General features: G+C 65.8%; 19 protein-coding genes. 13 read left to right on the top strand and 6 right to left on the bottom strand.

What is annotated here, in order from left to right; translation table 11 throughout:
• Positions 1-11 precede the first annotated feature (11 nt).
• Complete coding sequence (locus XH79_RS28340) at positions 12-407, bottom strand: response regulator (protein WP_007596883.1); 396 nt, start codon at positions 405-407, stop codon at positions 12-14.
• Positions 408-639: 232 nt separating this feature from the next.
• Between XH79_RS28340 and XH79_RS28345 the strand changes: the two genes are divergently transcribed.
• From XH79_RS28345 to arfB, 7 genes are all read left to right on the top strand, one after another.
• The gene (locus tag XH79_RS28345) at positions 640-1,611 is read left to right on the top strand and encodes a bifunctional riboflavin kinase/FAD synthetase (protein ID WP_271583730.1); all 972 of its coding nucleotides are present in this window, start codon (positions 640-642) and stop codon (positions 1,609-1,611) included.
• Positions 1,612-1,828: 217 nt separating this feature from the next.
• Positions 1,829-4,837: an isoleucine--tRNA ligase gene (ileS, locus tag XH79_RS28350; RefSeq protein ID WP_271583731.1), complete on the top strand. Its 3,009-nt coding sequence runs from the start codon at positions 1,829-1,831 to the stop codon at positions 4,835-4,837.
• 155 nt (positions 4,838-4,992) lie between these two features.
• Positions 4,993-5,487, top strand: coding sequence for a signal peptidase II (gene lspA, locus XH79_RS28355; RefSeq protein ID WP_212341873.1), 495 nt, complete (start codon positions 4,993-4,995; stop codon positions 5,485-5,487).
• Between the two features lie 96 nt (positions 5,488-5,583).
• Positions 5,584-6,312, top strand: a complete 729-nt coding sequence (locus XH79_RS28360) for a hypothetical protein (RefSeq protein ID WP_212342444.1) — start codon at positions 5,584-5,586, stop codon at positions 6,310-6,312.
• 202 nt (positions 6,313-6,514) lie between these two features.
• A complete protein-coding gene (locus tag XH79_RS28365; RefSeq protein WP_442869975.1) occupies positions 6,515-7,909 on the top strand; it encodes a M16 family metallopeptidase in 1,395 nt (464 codons plus the stop codon).
• The gene (locus tag XH79_RS28370; RefSeq protein ID WP_271583732.1) at positions 7,906-9,276 is read left to right on the top strand and encodes a M16 family metallopeptidase; all 1,371 of its coding nucleotides are present in this window, start codon (positions 7,906-7,908) and stop codon (positions 9,274-9,276) included. The genes XH79_RS28365 and XH79_RS28370 overlap by 4 nt, the downstream gene beginning before the upstream one ends.
• 120 nt (positions 9,277-9,396) lie before the next feature.
• The gene (gene arfB, locus XH79_RS28375) at positions 9,397-9,813 is read left to right on the top strand and encodes an alternative ribosome rescue aminoacyl-tRNA hydrolase ArfB (RefSeq protein WP_271583733.1); all 417 of its coding nucleotides are present in this window, start codon (positions 9,397-9,399) and stop codon (positions 9,811-9,813) included.
• Positions 9,814-9,873: 60 nt separating this feature from the next.
• Here the strand turns inward: arfB and XH79_RS28380 are convergent, their stop codons facing one another.
• A complete protein-coding gene (locus XH79_RS28380) occupies positions 9,874-10,182 on the bottom strand; it encodes a hypothetical protein (protein ID WP_212341878.1) in 309 nt (102 codons plus the stop codon).
• Positions 10,183-10,486: 304 nt separating this feature from the next.
• Here XH79_RS28380 and XH79_RS28385 point away from each other — a divergent pair, with 304 nt between their 5' ends.
• From XH79_RS28385 to XH79_RS28400, 4 genes are read left to right on the top strand one after another with little or no spacing between them, the layout of a single operon-like run.
• Positions 10,487-10,873, top strand: a complete 387-nt coding sequence (locus XH79_RS28385) for a c-type cytochrome (RefSeq protein WP_271583936.1) — start codon at positions 10,487-10,489, stop codon at positions 10,871-10,873.
• On the top strand, positions 10,874-11,269 hold the full coding sequence (locus XH79_RS28390) for a VOC family protein (RefSeq protein WP_212341882.1): 396 nt from the start codon (positions 10,874-10,876) through the stop codon (positions 11,267-11,269).
• Positions 11,270-11,314: 45 nt separating this feature from the next.
• Entirely contained in the window at positions 11,315-11,863 is a 549-nt protein-coding gene (locus XH79_RS28395) for a gluconate 2-dehydrogenase subunit 3 family protein (protein WP_271583734.1), read from the top strand.
• A 28-nt stretch (positions 11,864-11,891) separates the two neighbouring features.
• On the top strand, positions 11,892-13,460 hold the full coding sequence (locus XH79_RS28400; RefSeq protein ID WP_271583735.1) for a GMC family oxidoreductase: 1,569 nt from the start codon (positions 11,892-11,894) through the stop codon (positions 13,458-13,460).
• Between the two features lie 219 nt (positions 13,461-13,679).
• Here XH79_RS28400 and XH79_RS28405 read toward each other — a convergent pair whose 3' ends face one another.
• Entirely contained in the window at positions 13,680-13,997 is a 318-nt protein-coding gene (locus XH79_RS28405) for a ribbon-helix-helix domain-containing protein (RefSeq protein ID WP_183242904.1), read from the bottom strand.
• 240 nt (positions 13,998-14,237) lie between these two features.
• Between XH79_RS28405 and mutL the strand changes: the two genes are divergently transcribed.
• Positions 14,238-16,052, top strand: a complete 1,815-nt coding sequence (gene mutL, locus XH79_RS28410; protein WP_271583736.1) for a DNA mismatch repair endonuclease MutL — start codon at positions 14,238-14,240, stop codon at positions 16,050-16,052.
• 139 nt (positions 16,053-16,191) lie between these two features.
• On the opposite strand, the gene rsmD is transcribed toward mutL, so the two are convergent.
• Both rsmD and XH79_RS28420 read right to left on the bottom strand, forming a co-directional pair.
• Entirely contained in the window at positions 16,192-16,746 is a 555-nt protein-coding gene (gene rsmD / locus XH79_RS28415) for a 16S rRNA (guanine(966)-N(2))-methyltransferase RsmD (RefSeq protein ID WP_271583737.1), read from the bottom strand.
• 1 nt (position 16,747) lies between these two features.
• Positions 16,748-18,805: a pseudouridine synthase gene (locus XH79_RS28420; protein ID WP_271583738.1), complete on the bottom strand. Its 2,058-nt coding sequence runs from the start codon at positions 18,803-18,805 to the stop codon at positions 16,748-16,750.
• Positions 18,806-18,923: 118 nt separating this feature from the next.
• Here XH79_RS28420 and XH79_RS28425 point away from each other — a divergent pair, with 118 nt between their 5' ends.
• Positions 18,924-19,382: a nucleoside deaminase gene (locus XH79_RS28425; RefSeq protein WP_271583739.1), complete on the top strand. Its 459-nt coding sequence runs from the start codon at positions 18,924-18,926 to the stop codon at positions 19,380-19,382.
• Here the strand turns inward: XH79_RS28425 and XH79_RS28430 are convergent.
• Positions 19,379-20,284: an alpha/beta fold hydrolase gene (locus XH79_RS28430; RefSeq protein ID WP_271583740.1), complete on the bottom strand. Its 906-nt coding sequence runs from the start codon at positions 20,282-20,284 to the stop codon at positions 19,379-19,381. The two genes, XH79_RS28425 and XH79_RS28430, sit on opposite strands and share 4 nt — an antisense overlap.
• Between the last annotated feature and the right edge of the window lie 151 nt (positions 20,285-20,435).

Genomic DNA, 20,435 nt, shown 5'->3' on the forward strand with positions numbered 1-20,435 from the left:
CTCTGGCGCGCTTACGCGCTCGCCATGTCCGGGAAGACCGCCTCGATCTTGGTCTTCAGCGTCGCCGCATTGAACGGCTTGACGATGTAATTGTTCACGCCGGCCTTCTTGGCCGCGATCACGTTCTCGGTCTTCGATTCCGCCGTGATCATGATGAAGGGCGTGGTGGCGAGGTTCGGATCCGCGCGCACTTCGCGCAGCAGGTCGTAACCCGTCATCGGCTCCATGTTCCAGTCGGAGATCACGAGCCCGTACTTCTTGCCGCGCATCTTGTTCAGCGCCGCCGAACCGTCGCTGGCATCATCGATATTCTCGAAGCCAAGCTGCTTCAGCAGATTCCTGATGATTCGGATCATGGTGCTGTAGTCATCAACCACCAGAACCGACATCGACAAATCAACCGCCATCTCGACTCCCCCAACGCAAACCCAGGAATATTACGATCGGACCTGCCAGGCGGGAGGCCCGTCCAGTTCCACGTTCCAAGGACTAGCACCAAGGCTTTAAACAGCGCGTTAACTGGGGCCGCCCCCGAAGAATTGAAATCCTGTTCAATGCGGGCCCCCTCCCCCGCTTGACTTCATCGGGCGGCTCAAGCCACGGTCCCGGCCGGTCCCGCCGGTTCGAGAAATTCCCCTGATGGCCCCGCAATTTACAGTTATTCGCGACACCACGCCGGATTCCTTGATTTCCAGGGGCGCCGTGGTCGCCATGGGCAATTTCGACGGGGTCCATCTCGGCCACCGGGCCGTGATCGCGGCCGCCCTGGAAATGGGCCGGACGCATGGCCGCCCTGCGCTGGCATTGACCTTCGAGCCGCACCCGCGGCGGTTTTTCAGCCCCAACACCCCGCAATTCCGCCTGACGGACGAGCGGGCCAAGCTGCGGCTTCTGGCCGGCACCGGGCTCGCCGGCGCCGTGGTCATGACCTTCGACAAGGCAAGGGCCGGCACCAGCGCGCAAGATTTCATTCACCAAGACCTGATCGGACGTCTCGGCGTCAGCGGCATCGCGGTCGGCTACGACTTCCATTTCGGCAAGGGGCGGGTCGGCTCGCCGAGCCTCCTGGTCAACGAAGCGCCCCGGCTCGGCATCGAGGTCGATGTGCAGCCCCATGTCGATATCGACGAGCGGCCGGTCTCCTCCAGCGCGATCCGGATCGCGCTCGCCGAAGGCCAGCTCGACGAAGCCACGACCATGCTGGGCGCGCCCTGGTTCATCACCGGCGAGGTGATCCACGGCGAGAAGCGCGGCCGCGACCTCGGTTACCCCACTGCCAACATCCGCCTGGACGCCAATTGCGGCCTCAAGCACGGCATCTACGCGGTTCGGGTCGGCCGCGGGCCTGAGCGGCTGGACGGGGTGGCCAGCTTCGGCCGTCGCCCGACCTTTGATAATGGCGCTCCGCTGCTCGAAATCTTCCTGTTCGACTTCAAGGGCGACCTCTACGGACAGACGCTCGACTGCGCCTTCATTGGCTTCATCCGCGAGGAGCTGAAATTCGACGGTCTGGAGGCCCTGATCCGCCAGATGGACGACGATTCCGCCCGCGCCCGCACGATCCTGGCCGCCGCCCCGGACGCGTTTCCGCGGCTCGGCACGATCGATTGAGGCCGAAACCGGCCCGCCGGACCTTTGCGCTTCGGACCTTTGCGCTTCCCTTGGCCCCCTGCTATGGAGAGCCCATGTTTGCGCGGCGCATCATAGGGATTAGCGGCCCGGCTTCCGCCTGAGCTTTCGGCTCGGCGCAAGACCGGGATTTCGTCGTTTCACCCCCGCGATTCCAAGTCGCCATCCGTTTCCGCGCCCTTCCGAGCCAGTCATCCTCATGTCCGAAAAGCCGCAAAAGTCCCAAAAGACCGAAGCCAACGACTATTCCAAAACCCTGTTCCTGCCGCAGACCGAATTCCCGATGCGCGCCGGCCTGCCGCAGCGCGAGCCGGAGATCCTGAAATACTGGAACGACATCGGCCTCTACGACAGGCTGCGCAAGGAAGCCGAGGGCCGCGCCAAATTCGTGCTGCATGACGGCCCGCCCTACGCCAACGGCAACATCCATATCGGGCACGCGCTGAACAAGATCCTCAAGGACGTCGTGACCAAGAGCCAGCAGATGCTCGGTTTCGACTCCAATTACGTGCCGGGCTGGGACTGCCACGGCCTGCCGATCGAATGGAAGATCGAGGAGGAGAACTACCGCAAGAAGGGCAAGCAGAAGCCCGACTTCCGCGACTCCACCGCGATGGTGGCATTCCGGAAGGAGTGCCGCGCCTATGCGACGCACTGGATCAACGTGCAGCGCGAGGAGTTCAAGCGGCTCGGCATCATCGGCGACTGGGATCATCCCTACCAGACGATGAGCTATCCGGCCGAAGCGCAGATCGCGCGCGAGCTGATGAAGTTCGCCGCCAACGGCACGCTCTATCGCGGCTCCAAGCCGGTGATGTGGAGCGTGGTCGAGAAGACTGCGCTGGCCGAGGCCGAGGTCGAGTACGAGGACTACACCTCCGACATGGTCTGGGTGAAATTCCCGGTGACCTCGCCGGCTCACGGCGTGCTGGCTTCCGCCAGCGTCGTGATCTGGACCACCACGCCGTGGACGCTGCCCGGCAACCGCGCCATCTCGTTCTCGCCGAAGATCGCCTACGGCCTCTACAAGGTGACGGATGCACCGGCGGACAATTGGGCCAGGAACGGCGATCTCCTGATCCTGGCCGAGGCGCTGGCCGCGGACGTGTTCAAGCAGGCGCGCGTCACGGCTTACGAGAAGGTGCGCGACATTCCCGGCGACACGCTGGATGCCGTCGAATGCGCCCACCCCTTGCGTGGCCTCGGCGGCGGTTACGAGTTCATCGTGCCGCTCCTCGCCGGCGAGCATGTCACCGACGACACCGGTACCGGCTTCGTGCACACCGCGCCGAGCCACGGCCGCGAGGACTTCGACGTCTGGACGGCCAACACCCGCGAGCTCGATGCGCGCGGCATCCCGACCGCGATCCCCTACACCGTCGACGAGAACGGCGCCTACACCGCGCAGGCCCCCGGCTTCACCGGCAAGCGCGTGCTCAACGACAAGGGCGAGAAGGGCGATGCCAACGAGGCCGTGATCCAGGCCCTGATCGAGCGCGGCAAGCTGCTCGCGCGCGGCCGCCTCAAGCACCAATATCCGCATTCCTGGCGCTCGAAGAAGCCGGTGATCTTCCGCAACACGCCGCAATGGTTCATCGCGATGGACAAGGACATCAGCGAGGACGGCCAGGCGAAGAAGGGCGACACGCTGCGCGCCCGCGCGCTGCATGCGATCTCGGTCACGCAATGGGTGCCGCCGTCGGGCGAGAACCGCATCAACGGCATGATCGCCAACCGTCCGGACTGGGTGATCTCGCGCCAGCGCGCCTGGGGCGTGCCGATCGCCGTGTTCGTGCGCGAGAAGGCGGACGGCTCGGCCGAGATCCTGCAGGACGAGATCGTCAACCAGCGCATCACCGAAGCCTTCATGGAGGAAGGCGCCGATGCCTGGTACATGGACGGCGCCCGCGAGCGCTTCCTGGGATCGCGCGCTAGTGAGGACTGGAAGAAGGTCGACGACATCTGCGACGTCTGGTTCGATTCCGGCTCCACGCACGCCTTCGTGCTCGAGGACCGCCAGAACTTCCCGCAGCTCGGCAACATCGTCCGCAAGGTCGACGGCGGCAACGACACCGTGATGTATCTCGAAGGCAGCGACCAGCATCGCGGCTGGTTTCACTCCTCGCTGCTGGAAAGCGCCGGCACGCGCGGCCGCGCACCCTACGACATCGTGCTGACTCACGGTTTCACGCTCGACGAGAACGGCCGCAAGATGTCGAAGTCGATCGGCAACACCGTCGAGCCGCAGAAGGTGATCAAGGATTCGGGCGCGGACATCCTGCGCCTCTGGGTCTGCGCTACCGACTACGCGGACGACCAGCGCATCGGCCCGGAGATCCTGAAGAACACCATCGAGACCTATCGCAAGCTGCGCAACACGGTCCGCTGGATGCTCGGAACGCTGCATCATTTCAAGGCGAGCGAGAAAGTCGCTCATGCCGAGATGCCAGAGCTCGAACGGCTGATGCTGCACGAGCTTGCCAAGCGGGCCGCCGTCATCCGCTCGGCTTACGCGGTGTTCGACTACAAGACCGTCGTCGCCACGCTCTCCGCTTTCCTGAACAGCGAGTTGTCGGCCTTCTACTTCGACATCCGCAAGGATACGCTGTATTGCGATCCGCCGTCCTCGCCGGCGCGCAGGGCGGCGCTGACGACGATCGATCTGTTGTGCGAGTCCGTCCTGAAGTGGCTCGCTCCGATTCTGAGCTTCACCGCCGAGGAGGCCTGGCGGATGTACAGGCCGCAGGCCGAACCGTCGGTGCATCTTACGGTTTTCCCCGATGCAATGGACGCATTCCTCGACGACAGGCTCGCCGCGAAATGGGAGATCATCCGCGACGTCCGCCGCGTCGTCACCGGCGCGCTCGAGCTCGAACGCGCCGCCAAGAACATCGGCTCCTCGCTCGAGGCGTCGCCGGTGATCTATGTCGCCGACCGGAACGTGCTGATGACGCTGTTCGACACCGATCTGGCGGAGGTCTGCATCACCTCGAACTACGAGGTGCGTGAGGGCGAGGCGCCGGCATCGGCGTTCCGTCTCGATGCGGTGCCCGGCGTTGCCGTCGTGGTCGAGAAGGCGGTCGGCACCAAATGCGCCCGCTCCTGGAAGATCTCGCCGACGGTCGGCGAAGACCCCGAATATCCCGACGTCACCCCGCGCGACGCGAAGGCGCTGCGCGAATGGAAGGCGCTGGGGGTTGGGGTTTGATCTAGCGTCGTCCTGGCGAAAGCCAGGACCCATAACCACCGTCGCAAGTTGCAACGAAGGCTGATGACCACGAGTCCCTCAAACAACGACCGCCTGGGGTTATGGGTCCTGGCCTTCGCCAGGACGACGGCGGACAATGTGGCGACGGCATTGGCATGACCCCCCTCCGCGCCGGCATCATCACGGCCGTGGTCACGGTCATCCTCGACCAGGCCTCAAAGCTCTGGCTGCTCAACGTGTTCGACCTCGCCCGGCTCGGCGTGGTGAAGGTGACGCCGTTCTTCGACCTGGTGTTGGCCTGGAACATCGGCATCAGCTTCGGCTGGCTCCAGAACGACGGCCAGGCGGCGCAGATCGCGCTGATGGCGGTCAAGGCCATTGCGGTGGTCGCGCTGGCGATCTGGATGGCCCGGTCGCACACCGTGCTCGCCACGATCGCGCTCGGGCTGATCATCGGGGGCGCCATCGGCAACGGCATCGACCGCCTGGCCTATGGCGCGGTGGTCGATTTCGCCCTGTTTCACATCGAAATCGGTGGAAATACCTATAATTGGTACGTGTTTAACCTCGCGGACGTGGCCATCGTTGCTGGGGTGGCGGCGCTATTGTATGATTCCTTCCTGGGGGTACCCGCCGCAAAAGCGCCCTGATCCCGGCCGATACGACCGGCACGTGGAACCTTGCTTTTGCGAGGGTTTAAGCCGCGAGCGAGCGGCAAACTGCCACAATTTGGAACAGGTACAGTGATGCGCAGCTCGAAGACCAGCGGTTCGATGGTTCGCGATGCCCGGTTGGGGTTCTGGCGGGCATTGAAATTATCCGCCGTCGCGGTCGGCATCGGTCTCGTCATGTCGGCAGGCGCGGCCCGCGCCGGCGACGACGGCGACGATGACGATGACATGACCTTCGAAGAGAAGCTCATCGACAACCTGATGTCCGGCATCGGCGCCAAGAGCATGGAGAAGAAGGGTATCGAGTACCGCGAGCGCTCGCCGCTGGTGGTGCCGCCCAAGCTCGACCTGCCGCCGCCCGCCGGAACCGAAGCCAAGAACGCGCCGAACTGGCCGAAGGACCCTGACGAGAAGCGCCGCAAGGAAGCGATCGCCCAGCGGAAAAAGGCCGTCAAGGCGACGGAGAGCTGGCAGGCCGCCCGGCCGCTGACGCCCGCCGAGATGAAGGCCGGCCAGGTCGCCGCCCCGGAGCGCACGAGCAACGATCCGATCCAGCCGGGCACCAACGGCAACCCCTCGCTCAGCCCCGCCCAGCTCGGTTTCTCCGGCGGTCTGTGGAACATGATGAAGGGCGGCAACGGCTCCGAGGAAAAGAAGTTCGAGTCGGAGCCGCCGCGCCAGTCGCTGGTCGAGCCGCCGCCGGGCTACCAGACGCCGTCGCCGAACTACGCCTATGGCGCCGGGCCGGACAAGTCGCGGCGGACCTATTTCGACATCATGTCGGGCAAGGACAAGGAACAATAGCGTTCCTCGTCCGTCGCAACATCCCGATAGACGCCAATCCGGCGCCGGCGGCGGCTGCACGCCGGACGCGGTCTATAAATTGCCTATCAGTAACTTGCCTAAGCGTTGAGTTCTCTGCTTCGTGACGCGAAGCCTCAGCCGCACGGTATACCATGCCGTGCCCTCCGAGCCGGACATCCGGGCTCGGCCTGTCATAAGGATCATGATGTCCGCTAACCGATCGGCTGCCTGCCTCCTTGCCGTGCTGCTTTCGACCAGTGTCCTGTCGGCCGGCCCCGCCGTTGCCCAGACCACGGTGACATCGGCACCACCCGCCAGCTTCACGCTCAGCAATGGCATGCAGGTCGTGGTCATTCCGGACCACCGCACGCCCGTGGTCACCGAGATGATCTGGTACAAGGTCGGCTCGGCCGACGAGACGCCGGGCAAATCCGGGCTCGCGCATTTCCTCGAGCACCTGATGTTCAAGGGGACCTCGAAGCATCCGGTCGGCGAATTCTCCCAGACCGTGCTTCGCGTCGGCGGCAACGAGAACGCCTCGACGTCGGTCGACTACACCAACTATTACCAGCGGGTGCCGAAAGAGCAGCTGCCGACCATGATGGAGTTCGAGGCCGATCGCATGACCGGCCTGATCCTCAAGGACGAGAACGTGCTGCCCGAACGCGACGTGGTGCTCGAAGAGTACAACATGCGCGTCGCCAACAATCCCGAGGCGCGGCTCAACGAGCAGATCATGGCCGCGCTCTATCTCAATCATCCCTATGGCCGGCCGGTGATCGGTTGGCACCAGGAGATCGAGAAGCTCGATCGCGAGGATGCGCTGGCCTTCTACCGCCGCTTCTACGCGCCGAACAACGCGATCCTAGTGATCGCCGGCGACGTCGAGGCCGCCGACATTCGCCCGCTGGTCGAGCGCAATTTCGGCTCCATCCCGGCCCAGCCCGCGATCCCGGCCCGCCGTGTCCGCCCGCAGGAGCCGGAGCCGGCCGCCCCGCGCACCGTCACGCTGGCCGACCCGCGCGTCGAGCAGCCGAGCCTGCGCCGCTATTATCTGGTTCCTTCCGCAACCACGGCCGCAGTCGGCGAGAGCGCGGCCCTCGACGTGCTGGCGCAGCTGATGGGCAGCGGCAGCAATTCCTACCTCTACCGCGCCCTCGTCGTCGACAAGCCGCTCGCGGTCTCCGCCAGCGCCAGCTATTCGAGCATCTCGCTCGACCCGACCCAGTTCGCGATCTCGGCCGCGCCCAAACCCGGCGTCAGCTTCGCCGAGGTCGAGCAGGCGGTCGACGGCGTCATTGCCGACATCGCGCAGAACCCGATCCGCGCCGAGGATCTGGAGCGCGTGAAGACCCAGCTCATTGCCGAGGCGATCTACGCCCAGGACAATCAGGCCGTGCTGGCGCGCTGGTATGGCGGCGCGCTGACCACGGGCCTGTCGATCGAGGACATCAGGAGCTGGCCCGACCGCATTCGCGCGGTCACCGCCGAGCAAGTGCGCGCCGTCGCGCAGAAATGGCTCGAGAAGAAGCGCTCGGTGACGGGCTATCTGATCAAGGACACTGCAGCCGCCAAGCGCGAGGAGAAGCGTTCGTGACCTATCCCTTCCTTCGCGCAAGACACTTCGCACTGTCCCTCGCCACCGGCGCGGCGCTCGCGCTCGCCACGATCTCGCCGTCGCAGGCGGCCGCAAAGATCCAGCGCCTGGTTTCGCCCGGCGGCATCGAGGCCTGGTTCGTGCAGGACGCGACCGTGCCGCTGATCGCCATGGAATATTCCTTTGCCGGCGGCTCGTCCCAGGATCCCAAGGACAAGTCGGGCGTCGCCAATCTGGTCGGCGACCTGCTCGACGAGGGCTCCGGCGATCTCGACTCCAAGACCTTCCACGAGCGGCTCGACCGCCGCGCCATCGAGCTCTCCTTCAGCGCCAGCCGCGACAGCTTCCGCGGCAGCCTGCGCATGCTGCGCGACAACAAGGACGAGGCCTTCGACCTGCTCAGGATGGCGTTGACCTCGCCGCATTTCGACGCGGTCGACGTCGAGCGCATCCGCTCCCAGGTTCTCTCCGGCCTGCGTCGCGAGACCACCAATCCGTCATCACTGGCGAGCCGCAAGTTCCTGGAGGTCGCCTTCGGCGATCATCCCTATGGCCGGCAGAGCAACGGCACGCTGGACAGCGTGCCGACCATCACGGTCGCCGACCTCAAGGATTATGTCGGCCGCGTGCTCGCCAGGGACGGGCTGAAAGTCGCTGTTGTCGGCGACGTCGATCCGGCGACGCTCGGCAAGCTGCTCGACCACACGTTCGGCAGCCTGCCTGCCAAGGCCAATCTCGTGCCGGTGCCCGACGTCGACGCGGCCAAGCCGCCGCAGCGCGCCTTCGTGCCGCTCGACGTGCCGCAGACCGTGATCACCTTCGGCGGCCCCGGCGTGAAGCGCAGCGACCCCAACTTCATGGCGGCCTATGTCGTCAACCACATCCTGGGCGGCGGCGGACTGTCCTCGCGGCTCTATCGCGAGGTCCGCGAGAAGCGGGGCCTCGCCTATTCGGTGTTCGAATCCCTGTTGTGGATGGAGCATTCGGCGGTCTTCATCGGCAATACCGGCACCCGCGCCGACCGCGCCGGCGACACCATCGACGCCATCGAGAAGGAGGTGCGCCGCATCGCCGAGGAGGGCCCGACGCAGAAGGAGCTCGACGAGGCCAAATCCTACCTCAAGGGCTCGCAGATGCTGGCGCTCGACACCTCCTCCAAGCTGGCGCAGGCGCTGCTGCAGTACCAGCAGGACAAGCTGCCGATCGACTACATCGAAAGGCGCAATGCCATCGTCGATGCGGTGACGCTGGACGACGCCAAGGCGGCCGCCAAGCGGCTCTGGGGCCAGGGCCTGCTGACGGTCGTCGTCGGCCGCGCCCCGCAGGCCGCCGCGCAGCCCGCGGCCACGGCGCCCAAGTCGAACTGATCTCTTCTCTATAGCCTTCGTGAATGGCCGGGCTCGCCCCGGCCATTTGCATTTCGCTGGGAGCGCCATTGCCGAACATGGACGTCCGCGATATGTCCGGGCATCACGAATGGTGCCATCATGCTGCGGATATCCCGCGATCTCGTCATCGACGAGGACGACATCGAGATCGGCTTCGTCCGCGCCTCCGGGCCTGGCGGGCAGAACGTCAACAAGGTCGCGACCTCGGCCCAGTTGCGCTTCGACACGCGCAAGCTGACCCTGCCCGAAGATGCGGCGCTGCGCCTCGCCCGCATCGCCGGCCAGCGCATGACCAAGGACGGCGTCATCGTGATCCATGCCCAGCGCTTCCGCACCCAGGAGCGCAACCGCCAGGACGCTATCGACCGCCTCGTCGAGATCCTCAAGGAGGCTATGGTGCGGCCGACGCCGCGGCGCGCAACGCGGCCGACCTTCGCCTCCAAGCAGCGCCGGCTCGAAGGCAAGAAGCGCCGCAGTGACGTCAAGGCCGGACGCGGCGGCCGCTTCGACGACTAACAGGCGCGGCAAAAAACTCCGGCCGCAAGGCGACCGGAGTTTTGCCGGTTTACCCGCTGACTAGTAACGCTTGGACGGGGCTGCGCCGCCCGTCGCGGCATCGTCGGCCGTTCCCTTGCGCGCAGCGCTGCCCGTGGTGCCGACCGCGCCTCGGGTCGACTTGGTTGACTTCATGCCGGCCTTCTCGCCCGCTGCGCCCGGCTGAGCATTCATCTCCTCATCTTCGCCGACTGCCGCGCCGCCCTGCATGGGCTTGCTTTGCACGGTGCCGCCAGGCCTGGCGCCCGACGACGTCCCTTGCGCGAGAACGGGCGTCGCAATGAGGGCCGCGAGAGCGCATGCGATTGCAGAGGTCTTCACCAACTTCATCCATTATCTCCTGGATTTTTTCGCGATGAACGGATCGGCTGCCTTCTGCGCCGTTCGCCTGCACCGGACCGGTTCATCGCGTAGAGAGTTCGAACGGCGCGTTGGTGATGCAAGCCGCGTCGTGTGGTGATCGTTTAGGGTTTTCGCGGCGGTTTCGCGGAATTGTGCTCCGCATATAAGGCAGCGCGGAACACCACACGCCACAAGCATCGACGCGCGCGGCGAAACAGCCCGCTACTACCACCGCATGTTTGGCCGCGCCTAGTGTTTGCCCTCGTTGATGCAGATGGGCGGATTCTTGGCGATGCGCGTGGTCGTGCTGGGATTGTGCACCGCGATGGTGCTGGTGGTGCGGATTGCGGATGCGCAGATGCCGTTGCCAGCCGCAAAGCCGCCGGATGGTGCCACCTTGTTCAAGCAGCAATGCGCGGTGTGCCACACCTTGAGCCTGTCGGAGCCGATGCGGCAGGGTCCGCCCCTGGTCAAGGTCGTCGGCCGGCCCGCCGGCAAGGCCGAAGGCTTCAAATACTCGGAGGCGATGTCGAAAGCGGACTTTGCCTGGGACGAGACCCGGCTCGATGCCTGGCTGAGCAATCCTCAAGCTGTCATTCCCGGCGTGACCATGGTGTACCGGCAAGCCAAGCCGGAGACTCGCGCCGCCATCATCGCCTTTCTCAAGGAGCAGAACTGAATGGCAAAGCCAGTCCATTCCATGATCCGCGTGCTCGACGAAGCGCGCTCGCTCGACTTCTACGGGCGCGCCTTTGGCCTGGAGGTCGCCGACCATCTGAAGTTTTCCGACTTTGCCCTGATCTATCTGCGTCACCCCTCCTCGCCTTTCGAGGTGGAGCTGACGGTGAATTTCGATCGCAAGGAGCCGTACGCGCTCGGCGACGGCTATGGGCATCTCGCCGTGGTGGTCGAGGACCTCGATGCCGAGCATGCCCGCTTCGAGCGCGAGAAGCTCGCACCGGGACCCCTGCGCGACTTCAAGCATGACGGCCGAACGCTGGCGCGCTTCTTCTTCGTCAGCGATCCCGACGGCTACAAGATCGAGGTGATCCAGCGGGGCGGACGCTTCGGCTGATCACATCACAAAAATCCAAATCATAAAAATCCACGGAGGAATGCCATGAGAGAAGTCGATCGTCGAAGCAAGCACAGCCGCCGCGTCTTTCTCAAGGGCGCGGCGACCGCCGTGCCGGTCGTAACGGTCGCGACCAGCGTCGCCGTCAGCATCGAAGGCGCCTGGGCCGATGATGCGAGCGCGCTCTCGCCCGCGACCATGAAGACGCTGCTGAAGGTCGCGCGCGACATCTATCCGCACGATGTCCTTGGCGACAGCTACTACATCACCGCGATCAAGCCGTGGGACGGCAAGGCGGCGAAGGATCCCGCCATCAAAGCGCTGATCAGCGACGGCATCAGCCGGCTCGATCAGAACGCGCGCGATCGCCACAAGCTCGCTTATGCCGAGGTGCCCTGGGAAGCCGACCGCGTAGTGCTGCTGAAGGAGATCGAGGGAAGCGACTTCTTCCAGAAGGTGCGCGGCGACCTCGTCGTCTCGCTCTACAATCAGAAAGAGGTCTGGCCGCGCTTCGGCTACGAGGGCTCCTCCGCCGAGCATGGCGGCTACATCAACCGCGGCTTCGCCGACATCGACTGGCTGCCGAAGGCTTAAGCTCACCCAACGGTTCAGGAGAACGCATATGGCAAAATTCGATCTGAACGACTCCAGCGTTGTGGTGATTGTCGGCTCCGGTGCCGGCGGCGGCACGCTGGGCAACGAGCTCGCGCAAAAGGGTGTCAAGGTTGTCATCCTGGAAGCAGGTCCCCGCATCGAGAACCAGGACTTCGTCAACGACGAGTGGGAGAGTTTTTCCCAGCTCGCCTGGACCGATGCCCGCACCACATCCGGCACGTGGCGCGTCGCCAAGGATTTTTCGGGCCTGCCTGCCTGGATCGTCAAGGCGGTCGGCGGCTCCACGACACATTGGGCCGGTGCCTCGCTGCGCTTCGACGAGCACGAGTTCCGGGTGAAGAGCGCCTATGGCAACATTCCCGGCGCCAATCTCCTGGACTGGCCGATGACGCTCGCGGAGATGGAGCCGTGGTACGCCAAGGCCGAGAACAAGATGGGCGTGACCCGCACCAACGGCATTCCAGGACTTCCCGGCAACAACAACTTCAAGGTTCTGGAGGCCGGCGCCAGGAAGCTCGGCTACAAGACCGTGCACACCGGCAACATGGCCATCAACAGCCAGCCGCGCGACGGGCGCGGCTCCTGCCAGCAGATCGGCTTCTGCTTCCAGGGCTGCAAGTCCGGCGCGAAATGGTCGACGCTCTACACCGAGATCCCGAAGGGCGAGGCGACCGGCAATCTCGAAGTCAGACCCAGCAGCATGGCGGTCAAGATCGAGCATGACGCCAGCGGCAAGGTCACCGGCGTCGTCTACGCGGACGAGACCGGCGCCATGCAGCGCCAGAAGGCGCGCATCGTCGCGGTCGCCGGCAACTCGATCGAGAGCCCCCGGCTGCTGCTCAACAGCGCCTCGACCATGTTCCCTGACGGTCTGGCGAACTCGTCGGGCCAGGTCGGCCGCAACTACATGCGGCACATGACCGGCAGCGTCTATGCCGTGTTCGAGAGGTCGGTGCACATGTATCGCGGCACCACCATGGCCGGCATCATCCGCGACGAGTCGGTCAACAACCCGAAGCGTGGCTTCGTCGGCGGCTACGAGATGGAGACGCTGTCGATCGGCCTGCCCTTCATGGCGGCGTTCCTCAATCCCGGCGCCTGGGGCCGATCGTTCACGTCAGCGCTCGACGGCTATCCCAGGATGGCCGGCATGTGGCTGGTCGGTGAGGACATGCCGCAGGAGACCAACCGCATCACGCTCGACCCCGTCGTGAAGGACAAGTTCGGCCAGCCGGTCGCGAGCGTGCATTTCGACGATCATCCCAACGACGTCGCGATGCGCGCGCATGCCTACAAGCAGGGCGCCGCCGTCTACGACGCCGTCGGCGCCACCGTGACCTATCCGACGCCGCCCTATCCGAGCACGCACAATCTCGGCACCAACAGGATGAGCGAGAAGCCGCGCGACGGCGTGGTCAACAAGTTCGGGCAGAGCCACGACGTCAAGAACCTGTTCGTCTCCGACGGCAGCCAGTTCACCAGCGGCGCGGCCTGCAACCCGACGCTGACCATCGTCGCGCTGGCGATCCGGCAGGCGGACTACATTGCAGGGGCAATGCAGAAGAAGGAGATTTGAGCCCTGCTCTCTCCCGCGTCATTGCGAGCGGAGCGAAGCAATCCAGAAATGTCTCTGCCGAAAGACTCTGGATTGCTTCGTCGCAAGGGCTCCTCGCAATGACGGTGTGGATGGAGTCGCGTAGCCCGGATGGAGCGCAGCGTAATCCGGGGCCGCCGCCGCTTGTGGCACGAATCCCGGATTGCGCTGCGCTCCATCCGGGCTACGGACCTGGGACAGCTACTCGGCCGCGTCGAGAATGGGCGCAACGGTTGCCTTGAAATCCTGGACCGGCGTGACGCTCCGGGAGCGGTAGATCAAACACGAGCAGCGCAAGAGCGAAGCGAAATTGTTGACCTCGCCGTGGTGGTCGAGCACCTCGTTGTAGAGCGTGGTCAGGAACTTGCCGAGGCTCATGCTCTCCTTGGCCGCGATCTCCTCCAGCGTGTCCCAGAATGCCATCTCGAGCCGGATCGAGGTGCAGTGCCCGCCGATCCGCAAAGAGCGGGTCTGGGATTCGTAGTCTCGTTGGGGCTGGTGCGCGAAGAGATGGCACATGGCGTCCTCCCGTCCTGTTGCCATTTTTTCACGATGCTACACCGCAGCCCGGCACCCCACAATCAGGACGGTATCCGAACCTCCGTCCGTCCCGGTTGCGCGATTTTCTCGAACGCCCAATGTCTTCAATGTGATAGGCAACCCTCTTCCCCAGGCGGCCACGACTCTGTTGCCCAACACATGCTTTTGACGCAACACGGCCTAGAATAGCGCCGTCAGCGAATCCAGATCGTAAGCCTCATGCCCGTCCGCCAGCTTCCAGAACAGGTCGTCAACCGCATCGCCGCCGGCGAGGTGGTCGAGCGGCCCGCGAGCGTGGTCAAGGAGCTGGTCGAGAACGCCATCGATGCCGGCGCGAGCCGGATCGACGTCTTCACCGATGGCGGCGGGCGGCGGCGGATCGGCATCACCGACGACGGCAGCGGCATGACCGCGAAGGACCTGTCGCTCGCCGTCGAGCGCCATGCCACCTCCAAGCTCGACGACGAGGATCTGCTCCAGATCCGCACCCTCGGGTTCCGCGGCGAGGCGCTGCCCTCGATCGGCTCGGTCGCGCGTCTCTCGATCACCACGCGGCACGCCAGCGAGCCGCATGCCTGGGCGCTCAGCGTCGAGGGCGGCGAGAAATCCGAGATCATGCCGGCGGCCCTGGCGCATGGCACGCGGGTCGAGGTGAACGACCTCTTCTATGCGACGCCGGCGCGGCTGAAGTTTTTGAAGACCGACCGCACCGAGGCGGAAGCCATCCGCGAGGTGGTGCGGCGCCTTGCCATGGCGCGGCCCGACGTCGCCTTCACGCTGGCGGGCGAGGAGCGCGCGCCGGTGACCTGGGCCGCCGCGCTACCCGGCGCCGCCGGTCGCCTGACGCGGCTCGGCGATATCCTCGGCGCTGAATTCCGCAGCCACGCCATCGAGGTCCATGCCGAGCGCGAAGGCGTCGTCGTCGCCGGCTATGCCGCGGCTCCCGCGCTGACCAAGGCCAATGCGCTCGGTCAATATCTCTTCGTCAACGGCCGCCCGGTGCGCGACAAGCTGATCCTGGGTGCTGTGCGCGCGGCCTATTCCGACTATCTGCCGCGCGACCGCCATCCGGTGCTGGCGCTGTTCGTCACGCTCGACCCGCGCGAGGTCGACGCCAACGTGCACCCGGCCAAGACCGAGGTGCGCTTCCGCAATGCCGGCCTCGTGCGCGCCCTGATCGTGCACGGATTGAAGGAGGCGCTCGCACGCGAGGGCCGCCGCACCGCCGCCAACAGCGGCGAGAGCGCGCTGTCCTCGTTCCGGCCCGCGTTCACACCGCCGCGTCCGGCGAGTTGGGATTGGCGCGCCTCACCATCCGCTCCGGTCGCGCCGATGCCGTCTTTCGAAGGCGCGGCCACGCCCGCCTTCGCCGAGCGCGTACAGGCCGCGTTTGACGTCGGCGCGCCCAGCGCCGACGTGCGGATCGAGACGCAGCCGGTGGCTGACCTCGTCGACCGCCCGCTCGGCGCGGCGCGCACGCAGATCCACGAGACCTACATCGTCTCGCAGACCCGCGACGGCCTCATCATCGTCGACCAGCACGCAGCGCATGAGCGCATCGTCTACGAGCGGCTGAAGGCCTCGCTCGCCGCAAACGGCGTGCAGCGGCAGATCCTCCTGATCCCCGAGATCGTCGAGATGGACGAAGCGACGGTGGAGCGGCTACTCGAGCGCAGCGAGGAGCTGGCTTCGTTCGGCCTTGCCATCGAATCCTTCGGCCCCGGCGCGGTCGCGGTGCGCGAGACGCCCTCGCTGCTCGGCAAGACCAATGCGGGCGGCTTGCTCCGCGATCTCTCCGAGCACATGGCCGAATGGGACGAGGCGCTCCCTCTCGAACGCCGCCTGATGCACGTCGCTGCCACCATGGCCTGCCATGGCTCGGTGCGCGCCGGCCGCCGGCTGCGGCCCGAGGAGATGAACGCCCTGCTCCGCGAGATGGAGGAGACGCCGAACTCCGGCCAGTGCAACCACGGCCGGCCGACCTATGTCGAGCTGAAGCTGAGCGATGTGGAGAAGCTGTTCGGGCGGCGGTGAAGGCGCCTTGACGCCGTAGGGTGGGTTAGCCCTGCAGATGCGCGAAGCGCATCTGCTCGGCGTAACCCACCTCTTCTTTTTGCGCGGAAACAGACGTGGTGGGTTACGCCTTCGGCTAACCCACCCTACGGCAGCGAGACTACGGCCTCTTCAAGAACACGAACTCCGTATCGTCATAAGCGCGCCGCTCCAATTCCTCGTATCCCTCCGGCGTCACGAACTGCGCGGCCTTGGCCTCTTCCACCACCAACAGCGCGTCTGGTGTCAGCCAGCCGCCGTCGCGCAGGCTTGCCAGCGCCTTCTCCGCAAAACCTTTGCCATAGGGCGGATCGAGGAACACCAGCGAGAACGGCTCGACGGGGTGCGCGGGCCCGAGATCGGTCGCATCGCGGCGATAGACTTTTGTCACACCGCCGAGACCCAGCGACTCGACATTGTTCCGCAGCAGCGCCCGCGCCTCCGCGCCATTGTCCACGAACAGCGTGAACTTCGCGCCGCGCGACGACGCCTCGATGCCGAGCGCGCCGGTGCCGGCGAAGAGATCGAGCACGCGCGCATCTTGAATCGGATCGTCATAGGCGTGCACGAGGATGTTGAACACGGACTCGCGCAGGCGGTCCGCCGTCGGGCGGATGTCGCGCGAGGACGGTGAGGCGAGATTGCGCCCCTTCAACCTGCCGCCGACGACGCGCAAGCTAGTCCTCCCGCGGCGTCAGGTCGCGCTTGCCGTGATAACCACGCTTGGGACGGCGCGGCGGGCCGTAGCCGTTCGCCTCCATCTCGTTGCGCTCACGCGCCTCCTCACTGCCGGTGCGCTGCACCAGCACGCGGCGGCCCTTGCGGTCGTTGATGACGGCACGCTTCATCGGCGTCTTCGGCGCATCGTCACCGTGCCCGGCGGATTTTGTGGGCACGTCGAACTCGGCGCCCGATTTCTCGATCACCTTGTCGCCGAGCTGCTCGCGCAGCACGCGCGACTTGATCTCGTCGACCTGGCCTTCGGGGATCTCGCCGAGCTGGAACGGGCCGTAGGAGACGCGGATCAGCCGGTTCACCTCGAGCCCGAGATGGGCGCAGACGTTGCGCACCTCGCGGTTCTTGCCTTCGCGGATCGCGAACACCAGCCAGACATTGGCGCCCTGGTCGCGCTCGAGCGTCGCCTCGATCGGACCGTATTTGACGCCCTCGACCTCGATGCCGCTCTTGAGCTCATCGAGCTGCGCCTGGGTGACGTCGCCATGGGCGCGGACGCGGTAGCGGCGCAGCCAGCCGGTGTCCGGCAGCTCGAGCGTGCGCGCGAGGCCGCCGTCATTGGTGAGCAGCAAGAGGCCCTCGGTGTTGAAGTCGAGCCGGCCGACACTGATCAGGCGCGGCAGGCCTTCGGGCAGATTGTCGAACACGGTCGGACGACCCTCGGGATCGTCATGCGTCGTCATCAGGCCGCGCGGCTTGTGATAGAGGAACAGCCGCGTGCGCTCGCGCGGCGGCAACGGCTTGCCGTCGACCAGGACGACGTCGTTCGGCGTGATGTCGAGCGCCGGCGAGTTGATGACGCGGCCGTTGACGGTGACGCGGCCCTGCGTGACCATTTCCTCGGCGTCGCGGCGCGAGGCGAGCCCCGCACGCGCCAGCGCCTTGGCGATGCGCTCGCCGGCCTTCTTCGGCTTCGGCGCTTCCTCACGGCGCGGACGGCCCTCGAAATCCCGATCCCGCTCGCGATAGGCGCCGCGGCCGCCGAAGGCGGGACGCTTCTCGAAGATCCTGCTGTCGTCCTCATTGTCGCGGCGCGGACGATCGCGGAAACGGCCTTCGCTGCGCGGATGCTCGTGCCAGTCGGAGCGACCCTCGGAGCGCTCGCGAGGACGATCGAATTTCGGACGGTCACCACGTTCGCTGTCACGATCACGCGGCCGATCGAATTTCGGACGATCGCGGAACGGACGATCGCCAGATGCGCGGTCATCGCGCGAACGCGAGAAGCGCGGACGGTCCTCGCCGCGTCCGCCCTCGCGGCGATCATCGCGCTTCTGCCAGGGCTTTTCGTCGCCGCGATCGCGGCCGCCGAAATCCTTGCGCGGCCCACGATCCCCACCGCCACGCGAAAACTTCCGGTCCTCGAATTTGCGTTCGGGACGCTCGCCGCGAGGCGCGCGATCACCGCGATCGAAATTCGGGCGGTCTCCACGCGGCTTGAAGCTGCGCTCGCCACGATCCTCGCGCGGCCCGCGGTCGCCGCCGCGCGAAAACTTCCGCTCGCCGTCGAACTTGCGCTCCGGGCGGTCGCCGCGCGGCGCATAGGGCTTGTTGTCGCCAAACTTTCTGTCACCGGTCCGGCCGGCGGGGCGGGCATCGTCACGATCCCTGCGCGGCGGACGATCGTCGCGTCCATAGGACGGGCGATCACCGCGCGGCTTGAACGGCCGCTTCTCGCCGTCGCGCGAGGAGCGATCGGAGAACGGACGGTCGCCACGCGGCTTGAAGCTGCGTTCCTCACCGCCGCGGTCGTCGCGCTTGAAGCGCGGACGGTCAGAAAAATCGCGGCGCGGGGCATCGCCGTCCTCGCGACGGCGGAAGGGGCGGCCCTCACGACCCTCGCGGGGCGGACGGCTGTCGCGGTCGCCCTTGCCCTCGAAGCCGCGCTTGGCGAATTTCTTCTCGGGACCGCGCGGCTTGCCGCTACGGCCCTTCGACGGTCCCCTGGAGGGGCCTCGCCGGCCGCGGGAATCGTTGTCTTTGTCGCTGTCGCGAGGCATGAATAATCTCACTCAGGGGTGGCCAGAAAGCAGTGTGCGCGCTCGTTCCGAGCCGCATGCTCAGGCAAAACCGGTATTCACTCTTGCTGAAGGCGGAGCTACTAGCAGGTTTCTGGCGATGATACGAGGCTTGAAAGCCCCCTCTTTCATGGATTTGGCGCTTCTGGCGGCCGAAAATGCCGGAAAAGCGGGCGAAGTTCCGATCGGATGCGTGGTGGTCCGCGATAACGAGGTCGTCGCCACCGCGGCGAACCGGACGCTGACCGACCACGACCCCACCGCCCATGCCGAGATCGTCGCGCTGCGCGAAGCCGCGAAGAAGATCGGCAGCGAGCGCCTCGTCGACTGCGACCTCTACGTGACGCTGGAGCCCTGCACCATGTGTGCGGGCGCGATCTCGTTTGCAAGGGTCAGGCGGCTCTATTACGGCGCGGCCGACCCTAAGGGCGGCGCGGTCGAGTCAGGCGTGCGGTTCTTTGCCTCGCCGACCTGCCACCACGCGCCGGATGTCTATTCCGGCGTCGGCGAGAGCGAGGCGGCGCGGCTGCTCAAGGAGTTCTTCCGGGAGCGGCGTTAACCCGCGGAGAAGAACTCGCGCAGCGCCTTCGCGGTGACATCGGGGTTCTCCTCCGTGAGGAAGTGCCCTGAATCGACCGGCACGCCGTCAACGTTCGTCGCCCATTGCTTCCACGTGTCCAGCGGCGTGGCGGCGGCCTGGGCCACGCCGGCATTGCCCCACAGCGCCAGCATCGGCACCGTGATCTTCTTGCCGGCCTCGAAATCGGCCTTGTCGAGGTCGTAGTCGAAATAGGCGCCGGCGCGGTAGTCCTCGCACATCGCGTGCACGCGGGCGGGATCGCGGAACGGGGCCATGTAGTGCTCGAGCGCGCGCTCGTCGATCGCATCCAGCGTCTTCGACTTGGTCTGGCTCGCCATCTTGAAGCGCAGGAAGAACTCGCCATTGCTCGATATCAGCGTCTCCGGCAACGGCGCAGGCTGGGCCAGGAAGGTCCAGTGATAGATCTTCAGCGCATAGGCGCGGTTCATCCGCTCCCAGTAATTATAGGTCGGCAGGATATCGAGCACGGCGAGTTTTGATAGCCGACCGGGATGGTCGAGCGCCAAGCGATAGGAGACGCGGCCGCCGCGGTCGTGGCCGGCGAGCGCGAAGTGCACGTGGCCGAGCTGCTCCATCGCCTCGACCATGGCTTTCGCCATCGCGCGCTTGCTGTAGGGCATGTGCAGCGCATCGCTCTCGGGCATGTCGGACCAACCATAGCCCGGCAGGTCTGCGATGATCAGCGTGAACTTGTCGGCAAGCTGCGGCGCGACGCGGTGCCACATCACGTTGGTCTCGGAGAAGCCGTGCAGCAGCAGCAGCGGCGGGCCCTTGCCGCCGACGCGGGCGAAGATGCGGCCGAAGGAGGTGTTGATCCATTCGGAGGCGAAGCCGGGATAGAGGTCGGCGAGATCGGACATCTTTCTGCATCCTTGTCTGGTCAGTCCTGAGAGCTGCTCCCAACAAAAAAATGTCGAAAACAACCCCATGCACAGTAGCACGCGTCCTCGGCGAAGGACGCTAAGTCCAACAGCCGACTACGCATTTCTGGAATGTCGATGTGGCGGCGCG

The sequence above is a fragment of the Bradyrhizobium sp. CCBAU 45389 genome (genome assembly GCF_028128625.1).
Classification (GTDB): Bacteria; Pseudomonadota; Alphaproteobacteria; order Rhizobiales; family Xanthobacteraceae; genus Bradyrhizobium; species Bradyrhizobium liaoningense_B.